This is a genomic window from Mycoplasma sp. CB776, assembly GCF_054343395.1.
This window is the reverse complement of sequence record NZ_JBTGVD010000009.1, coordinates 20,073-33,072: the sequence shown is the minus strand read 5'-3', so window position 1 is coordinate 33,072 and position 13,000 is coordinate 20,073. Positions and strand designations below refer to the sequence as shown.

Sequence of the window (13,000 nt, the reverse complement as noted above, 5' to 3'; positions counted from 1 at the left end):
ATTGAGAAATTTTTACACAAAATTTATTACACTTCCAAATAAATCTGTGTTTTCATTTTATCTTTTGCTTTTCTTTTTCTTTAAAATCAGTAATATTGCTAAAATAATTAAACCAATTACAGAAATAGATGATATTATTGGAACTCCTATTTTTAAAAAAGGATTAGTTTTGTTTTCTTCTTTAATTTCATCATTAATTTTTAATTGAAGTTCTTTTAATTCTTGTTCTGATTTAGCTTCTTCTTTTTGATTTGAAAATTCTTGTTGTTTAATTGGATTTTTTAATTTAGAAATTAAATCTTCTGTTTTGTTGATTTCTTCTAATATATTTTGTTTTTTATCTTCAAGTTCTTTAACAAAAGAAAGAAGATTATCTTCATTTTTATCTAATGTTTTTAGTTTATCTTTATAAAAAGCAATTTCATTTATTAGTTTTAAATCATTAATTTTTTTATTAATAGATATAAAATCAAATTGTGATTTCAACTTTGTTAAATCTGCTTTTATGCCCGAAATTTCTTTATATTCTAAAGTTTTATTAGAAATTTTTTCATCAGTACTATTAATTATGTTATTAATGTTGTTAAAAACTTCTTCGCTATAAATAGGCTGATATTTTACATTAAAAATTAATTCGCTTTTTAATAATTTTAATTCTTTTGCTTTTTCTAAACTGAAAGAGTCAAATAAGTTTTTTAAGAAATTTAAATTAGTTTCTTTATCTCTTAAATTTATATTATCGCTCATTATAATTTCATCTTTTTTATTAAATTCACTTTGTAATTCTTTAGATAATTCTTCTCATTTAACTCATTCATTAGTTAAAATATTTTCAAAATTAGGTCTAATTTCATTTATGTATTTTTCATTAAATTCACCTAATTTGTTATATTCTAATTTATTGTAATTATCAATAAAATTTAAGTTTAGTTCTTTATATTTTTCTTCATCATTTAAATTAATAGTTAATTGATGTTTAATTGCTTCACTAGAAGTAGCTAATCTATCAACACTTTCTGTTGTGTAAACACTTTTGTAAAGAAAATGGAATTTTCTTACATTTATTCTCGCTTCTTCTAGTTGATAAATAGAAGCTTCTAAATCAATTTTTGCTTCATTATATAAAGAAACTAACTGTTCTAAAGTTTCTTGAGTGATATCTTGGTTTTCACTTATGATTTTATTTATATAAGAATAAATTCTATTGTATTCTTGATATGAAAGTGATGTATACTGATGATTACTATTATCAATTTTTTCTGAAATTAAATTAGATAATTGACTTAAATCTGCTTTTAATCTCGCGCTTGCTATAACACTGTTTATTTCTGCAACAATGCTATCAATGGTGCTTTGATTTATGTTTGCTGAATCTTTAGTTAATTGCCCTTTTGCAATAACTTTGTCGTACAATTCTTTATCTTCTTGAATTCAATTATTGTAGTTATTGTTTTTTTGCAATACTAAATTATCTAGTTCTATTTTATTTGTTTCTGAATTAGTGTGTGCATTATCTAAAAAGGTAATTTCCGCTATTTTTGGTTTTTTATTAGTTCACTTAATTGATAAAGAAATTATTTTATTTTGATCATCTATTGGCAGGTTAAAACCTGAGTTTAAAGCAACTAAATGTCCTAATACAACTTCTTTTGTTTGATGAGTCTCTTCACTATAAATAGTTGCAGACACTTCTGCTAAACTTGGTTCTTGTACACTAACAATGTTTAAATATTTGTTGTTATATTCATTTTTAGCAAATGAATATTTTAAAGTACCATTTTCATTTTTAGGTTCATAGTATGTTCTTAATTTTTCATCAATAAGATTTAATACAGAAGTTTCTGGATTTTTAGATTCAATATTAGTTCCGCTAAAACCTGCAATGTTATTATTTGTTTGATCGTTACCATCATTAATTAAAATTTCATTTATAAATAAACCTCTATTGTTAGGATAATTGTGATTAATGAAAATTTTTAAATATCTTGCTTTTTTATTTTCTAAATCACTAATTCCTCAATATCTATAATTTGGATATTTAGAGTCATAGAAACCAAAATTTGTATCAAAAAGTTTTTTGTAACTAAATTTTGAACCATAATCATCAACAGTATAAACAGTTTCTCAATTCGTGTTATCTTGTGATATTTGAATATCTGCACTTCTTAGTCAATTTATATTATTAATATCTGAAAAGATTTTAATTGAATTAATGTTCATTAGTGAACCTAAATCATAAGTTAAAAAGTCTCTAGGTCTTAAACTTTTACTTATTTTAGAAACTGTTGTAAAATCTCCATCAAAAGCAAAATTTTCTTTAAAATTATCGTTTTCTAAAGGTGTAATATTTGTATCTATTAATTTACCAAAAACTGTTTGTTTTTCTGTTTGTATAAACATCTTATTAAAAGTAATATCTAAAGCATTTACTGATTGATTTCTAAAAATAATATATCTTGCCTGAGTTGGCGAACTTGCAATTGAATCAACATTTAAATCATATCAATTAACTCCATCAATTGAACGGAAAATACTGATGTTTTCAGTTTTTTCTCAATCTAAATCAATACCATTTATAGTTTTAGTTTCTTTTAAATCAATACCAATAAATTCACCAGAATTCATATGATATTGATTTTTAGAATTTTCTTTATCTATACTAAACAATTTATAAAGATTATCAACATGAGAAGTGGTTAAATTTTCTTTATTTGCAATATTAGATAATAAAAATTCATTAGTGTTAATTCCATCGAATTTAAAATTCACACTTTTTACTTCTCAATAACTTGTAGTATCTTGATTAGAAAGAATTTTAATTCCAGTGAAAACTCCGCTGTTTTCAGGTAATTTAATTGTGGTTCAATCATCATTTAACTTAACATCGCTTAAAAGTTCAAATGTTTCGTCATTAACTAATTTTAAAATTTTTACAGAAGGTATTTTATGTTTATTAGATTGTAAAATACTGATTTCACGAATAGCTCTTGGGTATTTGAAATCTACTTTAAATCCAACATTATTTTTTACAAAACTATTATCACTTGATGCTATAACAGTTGATGTGTAATCTGTATTATCAACTACATAATTTATAGAATTATTATATTCTGAGGCCCTAATTTCTTCTCTACCAAGAATTCTTGCATTATCCAAACTTGCTGTATATTCTTGTTTTTTCTCATAATCATCATAACCAACTCTTAGTCCTGCTATTCTTCATCAAGAACTATTAACCGTTGCATTATTATAAAATCTAAATTTATCTGTAAAAGCATAACCATGAACAACATGATTAAATTGATTTCCTAAATTATTTTTAGAACCAAATAATTTTCAACTAGAACTTGTGTAATCATAATATTCAATTTTAAAATTATTAAGTCTATCTCTTCCGTTTTCTTGACCTTGATCTAATTCTATTCTTGTAATTAGTCTTTTAGATGGAAATTTAAAGGCTACAATTTTATCTTGTGAAATTTTAGAACTACCAGGACCTGTTGCACTATCTGAGAAAGTTCATTGCGTAGCGTAATTATTATCTTTTACTGATTCAATACTTCCAGCACGTACTGCAATTCCTGCTGTTGAATCTTCCATATTTGCCTGTAAATCGGTGTAATTTAATTTATTTGTAGCAATTTCATTTTGATTAATTAAAAAATTAGTAATTCTTAATCAAGCTGCTTCTGGATTGCTTCTATTTGCAATCAATCTTACACCAGTTACATTTTTTATATTTAAATTATTTACAGTTATTGGTCGAATATTATCATGAAATCTTTCATAGATTTCTCCGTTTAAATCCTTTCAAACCTCATCATTTTGCTTATATTGAATACGTGAATAGAAAAAATGATCTCTTCCACCACCCATTTTTATATAAATAGAATTTAATTTTATTGGTTCTGAAAATTCAACACCAAAATAGTCATCTTTAACTATGGCATCTGGATTTGTAAATAATTTTTCTTCCCTATTATTAGCAAGGAAAATATTTCCTTTATCACTTTCTGGTGTATCTCTTCTATTGCTAATAAAGGTTAAATTAACTTTATTAATATCTACTTCTGAAAAATTTAATTTTTTAGTTTGTTCTTCTTCTAAAAAACCAATAACCTGTTCTATAAAAGGTTGAATATATTTTGTTCCTACTTCTGGTTTAACAAGAAAATTCTGAAAATCAATTGAATGATTTTCTTTTGAATTATTAACATTAAATTTTCCTAAGTATAAATTATCACCCAATTCTCCTACTTGATTATTTTGAAGATTATTTAAAGCATCCAGTAAGTAAATAACTCCTTGAGTTAAATCGTAAAAAGAATCAATTCAAGGGGAAAATTCCTTTACAAAAGAATTTTTAAAATAATAATTTTTAAGTTTTAATAACTTATTTTTTAATTCTATAAAGTCAGTTTTAAGCGAGTTAACTTGATCAATAGTATATGTTTTAGAATTAAGTATGCTTTGTAAATTTAATATTTTATCTTTAATGTTTAGTGATTCATCAATTTCATTTGGAACTGGAATGTTTTGATATAAAGAATGAGAACTAAAATTCTTAAATACCTCGATTAATTCTTTATATTCAATCTCACTACCAATTAAATTTTTGAATGATTCATTATATAATCTTTCTCTTTCTTCGTCTGATTTAATGTTATTTCACAAATAAGAGCTTAAAACATAAAGTGGTATTTGTGAATGTTCAAAAAATAAAGAAGGATTAAGAAGGACTCCATCTATTTTAGTTTCATCAAAGTTGATATCTAAATTCTCTTTAACACCACCTAAAATTAAGTTATTTTGCTTGTTTGACAAATTAATTCAATTGCTTCATAAATTAACTTTATTTCTTCCTGTAACTTCAATAAAATCACTTAAAAACTGATTGTTAACTTTATTAAAAGTTTTCCCTGGGTTAGTAATGATTTCGAAAGTGTTTGGAATAGTGTTGATAAATTCTTTTAATTTATTAACACTTTCTGCTTGATTTTTATCAAAATTATTTATAATTTCAAAATTATTTAAAGCAATAAAGATTTCTTTGTTTTTTGCTGGTAAATTATCAAATCATTCTTTAAATTTAGTAAAAAACTTTTCTTGAATAGATAAATTAATATCACTATTTTCGTTGAATATGAATCCAAATTTAGAAATTTTTAAATTTATTAAATCTAAAACTTTTTGTTTAAAATTCTCTAAATCACTATCAAAAGACTCAACCCTAACTTTGTTTGTCTGAAAAATATTAAACATAAAAACAGGTTCAATATTATTTTCTAAACTTTTGTTTATAAAAGGAACAAGAAAGTCTTCTTTTTCTTTGTTAGAATATTTTAATTTTCAATCTGCGTTTGTTTTTTTATCAAATCAGTTTCAATAAAAATATTTATTTAATTTTTGTTTTTTAGCATAATCAAGATATTTAAATCTTTGCTCGTTGCTTCAATTTGTGTTTTGTGAACCTTCAATAATTCCTCTATTTTTTGTTAAAGAAAAGTCCTTAATAATAAATTCTTCTATTGTTCTGTTTTTAAGTTGATTAAAAATTTGTTTAAATGTTTCTGATGCATAAAATTCGGAATTTTCCTTTAATCCAAAAGCACCAATTACATTATTTTTGCTGGTTAAAATGTAAGAATCATTTTTTTGAACAATATCATTACTTCGATTTATTTCAGAAAGTAATAAATTATCCACTGTTGTATCATTATTCAGTTTATTTCCAATAAGAATATTGGTTTTACTTTCTATAATTTTCTTTTGAGAAGTAAAACTATAATTTTTGGCAGATAATATGTTTTTAATGTTATTTACTGTATTTTCAGAAATTCCATCTTCTATAACTAAATTGATTTCGGAACTCAAAACATAATTTTTATCCAAATAATTAATGTTTTTTACATAAGGATTTATATTGTAGTTTTCGTGATTTTGCGAAACACTATTTTCAAAAGAAGCTGATACAAAAAATGCAGGAGATAAGGTAATTAAAGGTATAAATTTCTTTATTTGTTTATTTTTTTTCATACTATTTCTCCTTTATTTCTTTCATAAATCATGGTAAGTCGTATTTATTTGGATTTACTGCATTTGCCCTTATTATTTGTGAAGCAAAAGAGTGTTTATTTTTAAGTTCAAAAGGGTGCTCTCCTTTTCAGTTAACACCAAAATAGTTATAATCTTGCCCATCATAGTTTCAACTTATAGAATATTGAAAACCAACTCCCGAATTTCATAATGATGCTAATGAATTATCGCCTATGAATCTCCCTGTTCCTGAAGCTCCCGCCCCAGAATAAAAAGGTGCATAATTAGTTTCATTTGCTATTATAAACCCTCATTTTCAACCACTTCCATAATTGCTTATTGGTCTATGATCAAGAATGGCAGTTTGATTTCCGCGTGGATAACCAATAGAAACAATGTCTTTTACTGTTGGTGAATTCATATCATTATATCTTCAAGTATAATCAATATTTGAATTACTTAATTTAAATCAGTTTTCTAAATAAAGTGCTAAATCAAATTTCCCTTCTTCTCTTGCTTTTGCAATTCCTGGATTAATATCAATAATTATTATTGATGAATCCAGTCTTTCTGGAGTTTTTCCTGTATTTTTTAAAGGATCTCCATTTAAATTGTATTGTTGAATCCCTATTCAAATAGTGGTTGATTCATTTCCCGATGTACTTGTATAATCTGTTCAACCATATCTACCTCTTGAAGCATAAGTTCTTGCTTGTAAAAAAGGTGCTGATATTGTTTTATCACTTGATTTAAAGAATAAATTATCGCCAGATATAAGGGAAAAATCGTGTATACTAGAAGATTCAGCATGGTGATTAGTCATTACATAAAATCTACCATCATTTGGATCATCATTTACTTTCCCTATCATAGAAGCGGTGGCAATTGCTCCACCTGGACTATAGGCAATTGCTCTTCCTATTACATTTCTAACAGATTGACTATATTTTCCATATTCTCTAAGTCTTAAAGGTTCTAGTCTCATTTTATAACCTTCATGGAATTTAAAAGCAACATTAGAATTAGGATTATAAATGCTATGATCAAAAAGATATTCCGGTTTATTAAAGAAAATGGTTGGTTGACTAAAGGTGTTAGGTTCCACTTTAGAATAATCAAAGAGATTAGTTTCTCAACCAAAATCTTCAGTTTGTTTAGTTGAATCATATTTAACTTTTAAAGTAGCGGCTCCAGCAGCAAATAAAAAGTTATAATTACTTAACTCATGAACTACTGATTTTGCTTCTTCTCTTGGATCAATAACTATTTTGATTTCAGGATTTTTAGGTCATACACTAAATTCAATATCTTCATTTTCCATTCATCTTGCTTGGATTTTAAAAGTAAAATCAGTATTATTTTTTGTTACTATTTTTTCTATATTAATTATTTTTTGATCTTTAATTTCATCATAATCTAATTCTATATCGAAAGCAGGATTTGGGGAAATTGTAATTTCTGTATCTCCGTGATTTATTGCTCCACCATTAAAACTTAGATTTAGTTTTCTGTTAGATGTATATGAGTTTTTAAAAAGAGGGTCTAAAATCTTGTGTTGTAGAGTTCAAGAAAGAATGTTTGCTTCTTTATCTACAGATCATAGTGCATCTTTTCAATATAATTCTAATGTTCTTTCTCTATGGATTTCATTTTTAGAATTATAAATGGTTCTTAACGAATTTGTATCTCTTCTTTCATCATATGAAGGAGCTGTTCGTTTATTTGTTATTGAAGATGGTTTAAAACCAGTGATTTTGTATCAACTATTTGCATTTTTATTTCAAGGTCTTACATATTCTGGGTCTTCTACTCCAAATTTTACTAAAGAAAATCTTATATAAGCTGATGTTTCATCAATTTGTTGAATTTCGTTTATTTTTATTTCACTAACAGCTAAATCATAGTTTTTATACGAAATAAAACCATCTTGATTTTTTATAGTAATTATTTGTCTAAGTTCGTTTTTGTGACTATTAAAATAACCAACTGTATTAGTTGCCAGTCTTTCTTTATCAATTTGCAAATCATCTAAAGTTAAATTGTTCAGCATAATTTCAGGATAGTGTAATTGTTGATAATCATTTACAAAATTCACCATAGAGAATTTTTGTTTAGTAGAAAATCTTTTATTTTGATGTTCTTTTTCGATAAAACCAATTTTAAAATTCAATCCTCTTTTACCAACAAGTTCAAAATCATAATAGTAAATAAAATATTTATTTTTAATTCTGCCTAAATCACCGTTATTAATAGAAAATGGTTGTACATCCTTTGAATAGTTTCCTGTTCCAAAAGGAATGTAAGCTAAATTATCTTTGTTATCTGTTTTATTATTTGTTCCGTTTGTAATTTGAAAGAGATAACTCGCTTTATAAAACTGTTGTTGCTGCACAAAATCTTTAGCATTTATAATACTAAAATAATTTGAAGGGTTACCATTACTTTGAATTTGCCCATTAACTCTTACTTGTTGAATATTAGATTCGTTTAATTGTCTTAAAATATTTAAATCATTTTGATCAATTTGGTCAAAACCATCAAAGTCTGCCTCAGTTAAATTATTTCCTGTTTTAGGTTTTATATCTTCTAAATCAAATAACCTAAAATTTATCATTTTAATTGGGTGATTATATAAATCACCTAATGCTTGTATTGGTGCTTCTTCTCCATTTATTTTATATCAAAGAATTAAATCTGCTGATCCGTTATAGTTATCAACATTATTAACATCTTTAACAAAAATTTGATATTTACCAAATTTAGGTAAGTCATAAATTTCTTCCATTGCTTTTTTAGCATCTGCTGCTAAAAACTCAGAGTGTGTATAAAATATTCCTGGTTTAAATTTTAGTAAACTTCAGAAATACTCTTTAGTTCCTTTTAGTATATTTTCAATTTGAGCAAAATCTTTAGCATCTTTTTCACTTTGAGTTGCATCTGTGTTTAAAAAATCTACAGGATTTAATGTTGGTAAAATTTTAGACTTAATTATTTGTTTATTAAATAGAACATTGAATTGGAAATATAAACGATTTTCTTTATATGTTTCAAACGAAGTGATGTCAAAACTAAAAAAGTTTTCTATCCCTTTTGTTCTTGGTTTGAAGAAAATTTTCTTATTTTCTATTAAATTAAATTCACTATAAGATAGTTTAGATAGTGCTTCATAATCGACTTCATAAAATTGATCTAAATTATTTAAAACTACTTTATTTATAAAAGGCATTACATCCTTTTGAAAAGGAATTTCCTTTTTAATAGTAGATTTTAGTTTTCTATTACTTTTCAAAAATACATCTAGTGTTAATACTAAAATGTTTTTATTGTCTTCTTTTAACTCCGAATTAACTACATCAAAATCAAAAGTTTCATCATCTCCTTCATTTATAAATACTTTATAATTATTTAAATTTATAGAAGCAGAATGTAAATAACGTTCTACATCATAACCATTTGGATCTTTAGAAAGGGAAACGGTGTTGTGTTTTTGAACTTCTGACAATAAAGAAGACTTAAGCGATGTTTCATCATTTGTAGTTGTTGTAATATTTTGTTCATTAAATTCTTTTAACTTACTATAAAAATCATTAATTTTTGTCTTAATGGCAGGTAAATCTTTTATGTCAAAATCTAAAAGTTTATATTTTTCATTATCATAAATCTTGCTAAAATCCAATGCTTCTTGTTTTAAAAAGAAAGGAAGAACAGCATATGCATTTATTTTATTTTCATCAATTGCTAAATTAGTTTTTAAAAACTCTTCTTTAACTTTGTTTAGCAGTTCAAAAAAACTATTTATTTCATTTTTAAAAGAATTAAAATCTTCTAAATTTTCTTTTGTATATGTCTCTACTTTTAAATAATTTTTAAAACTTTGACTAATTGATGAATTCTCATTCACAATATCTAAAAAAGATTTAATTTCATTTAAAAATTCACTATTTTTTGACTTAAGTTCTTTTTCAAAAGAAGAAAGTTGATCTTCTGTTATAACTTTATTTACTCCAGAAATTAAATCGGTTTTTTGTTGTTGACTTAAATGTTGATTGCTATTTATTTTTTCAATTAAGTTATTAATTTGTGAAGATAACTCATTTGAACGATTATTGTTAGAAATTATATGATTAGTTATGTCTTCTATTAAATTTATAACCGTATTTTCTATATTGGTTAATGAATTTAAAGTAGAAAAATTATTATTTTTAATGCTTTCAAAATTATTAATTTTTTCTTTAATTTCAGTGCTTAATTGATCATTATAAATTTCTTTTATTTGGCTAATTTCCTTTATTTTTCCGTTTATTTGTTGAATTTGACTCAAGAAACCATTTTCATTTTCTATAGTATTAAAAACATTTTCTATATGGTTTTTTACAAAAGTAATTAAATTAACATCAAATTCTTGATTTTTTGATAATTGCTCAATTAAATTTTTGAAATCTTCTAAATCAAACACGAAGATTTTTTCTTTTTTTTCTAACACTTGTTTAAGTTGATTATTTAAAGTAGAGAATTCATTATTAAAGTTTTCAAAAGAATAATTTTCTTTATTTAAAAATTTTAATAATTGATTATTTATGTCAATAATATCAGAATCTTTTTCGTATGTATATTTACTCAATTCTTTTTCTTTATCTTTGTTTTTGTTAAATGACTTTAAGTTGTTTAATAATTCACTTTTAAAAACAGAAGAAGAAAATGTTTTATAGTTTGTTTCTGTTTTATTTAAAATAATTTCTTTAATGTTTGCAAAAGCAGAATTAATATTATTCAAAAAAATATTACTTATCTCTTTTTGTAGGTTTTCTACATTATTTTTATGCATTTTTTTTGCAGAATCTATATATTTTTTTAATATAGTTATATAGTTATTTAAATTTGTTATTAACTCTGAAAAGTCAAAGTTTTCTGAATTTAAAAAAATTTTTAAATTCTTTAAGCCTTTGATTACAAAAATATCATTTTTTATTTCTTCTTTTTCTAAAGAGGGTTTTAAATCGGCATATAAATTTAAACTTTTAGATAAAGAATCTATAAAGTTTTTATCAGAAAACAAATTTTTATTGTTGCTAAAATTCTTATTAATTTTTTCTTTTAAATTTTTAAATTCTGGCAAGTTTAATGCTTCAATTTTAAAATCTTCTGTGGATTTATAATCATTAGAGCATGATGCTAAAAACATTATAGGAGTTGCTCCTAATATTATTGTTGGAAATCTTTTTTTCATATTTACTCCTCACAATTTATTTTGATATTATTTTCTTATATAGAATTATAGATTTATTTTTTTTTTTTTTTGTAAAAAAGGCAAAAATAACACAAAAAAAGAAAAAACTGCATTTTTTTATGCAGTAATTTTTTTGCTTTATTTATTTAAAATAAATTATTTGTTGCTTTGATGGTAATTTATTTTTGTAAGTTAAATATTTATTTCTTGTTCTTATTTCATTAATATTAATAGTTTTAATAACAGGAATTTTAGTTTTTTCTATAAAAATAATATATTGTCTTGGATAAACGGCTTTTGTATTGATATTGTAAGTTATAAAATTAATATCAAGATTTTCAGAAGTTACTTTAATTGTGTCTAATGATTCACCTGAAGAGTAGTTAGAGTAGTAAACAACATGATATTTTTTAAATGTTTCTGAATTAAATATTTTTGAATATGTTTTGATAAAATCATTTCACTCTGTATTTATTTTGTTTTTTACTTGTTCAATTTTTATTTGAGATAGTAATTCTTTTTTGAAGGAATCTCCATCTTTTATTTCAAATGCATTCTCTCTTTTTTCAAAGTCTGAAGGACTTCATATCTTGTTAGAATTTAGTAAAAATACATTTTCTTCTAATTCATTTTCATTATTAAATTCATTGATTTGTTTATTTTCAATAGTTTGACAAGAAACAATTGAAAACACAGGTATTCAAACACTAGAACTTAATAATAGATTATTTACTATTTTAAATTTCACTTTTTTTCCTTTCTAGAAAACCAATAAGTATTATTTTCTTGTATTATCTGTCCTTATTATAATATATTTTAAAAATAAAATCTATTAAAATCCGAAACATAAAATGTGATAAAATAATTTAATAAGATATAGGAGTTATATGCAAAAAAAAGAAATACTAATAAAAAATGAAAAAATATTTTATATAGAAGAAAATAGTGGAAAACCAAAGGTTCTTTTTCTTCATGGTTTTAATTCATCACATAGTTTTGCACAACAAGTTTACAAAATAACAGATAGAAATTATGATATTGTTGCTTTTGATTTTCCTGGTTGTGGATTGAGTTCTAATAATGAAACTATAACCATTGAATATTATCAAGAAATTGCAGCGGAATTTGTTAAACAAACGGGAATTTCCTTTAATTTAGTAATTGGTCACTCTCTTGGTGGAGCAAGTGCTCTGCACTTATTAAATAATAATTTAATTCCTAAAGCATTACTTGCTGCTCCAATAAATTATAATATTTTAGGTACTATTGCTAAAGAAACTTTGAAACAATCAAAAGAAAGACTTAATAAATGACTTTTGCCAAAAAACTATGAAGAAGCATACGAAAGTTCAAATAACTTAGTTTATGAAAATAAAAATAACTACAAAAAGAATTTAGAAAAAATAGCAAATGTCTTTTTAACTGTGACTAAAAATAAATTCGCTGTTTTCAATAATTTAGTAAGAAAACAAATTATTAATCCTTCTTATTTACAAAAAGATATTAAAAATCTTTACTCTGTTAATAAAGATTATGAATTCATAGTAGGAACCAAAGATATGTTTGTTCCTTTTCTTTCTGTTGCTAAAATAGCTAGTGATTATAATAAAAATTTTATAGGATTAAAAAATTGTGGCCATGCTTTATTCTTTGAAAAACCTTATGAAATAAACAAGAGAATTGAAGAAATTATTAAAACACAGACTAATTAACTTTATGTCTGTGTTTTTGTATAAA

4 protein-coding genes are annotated in these 13,000 nt (G+C 23.7%); 1 reads left to right on the top strand and 3 read right to left on the bottom strand.

All coding sequences use genetic code 4. From position 1 onward, the window contains the following. Positions 1–57 precede the first annotated feature (57 nt). The 3 genes from ACXX86_RS01695 to ACXX86_RS01685 form a co-directional block, all read right to left on the bottom strand. Positions 58–6,036 (bottom strand): beta-N-acetylglucosaminidase domain-containing protein, encoded by a 5,979-nt coding sequence (locus ACXX86_RS01695; protein ID WP_458561013.1) that lies wholly within the window; start codon positions 6,034–6,036, stop codon positions 58–60. 1 nt (position 6,037) lies between these two features. After that, positions 6,038–11,263 (bottom strand): MGA_1079 family surface serine endopeptidase, encoded by a 5,226-nt coding sequence (locus tag ACXX86_RS01690; RefSeq protein ID WP_458561012.1) that lies wholly within the window; start codon positions 11,261–11,263, stop codon positions 6,038–6,040. Positions 11,264–11,405: 142 nt separating this feature from the next. After that, a complete protein-coding gene (locus ACXX86_RS01685) occupies positions 11,406–12,011 on the bottom strand; it encodes a hypothetical protein (RefSeq protein ID WP_436358765.1) in 606 nt (201 codons plus the stop codon). Between the two features lie 139 nt (positions 12,012–12,150). Between ACXX86_RS01685 and ACXX86_RS01680 the strand changes: the two genes are divergently transcribed. Further along, on the top strand, positions 12,151–12,975 hold the full coding sequence (locus ACXX86_RS01680; RefSeq protein WP_458561011.1) for an alpha/beta fold hydrolase: 825 nt from the start codon (positions 12,151–12,153) through the stop codon (positions 12,973–12,975). The last annotated feature ends 25 nt before the right edge of the window (positions 12,976–13,000 follow it).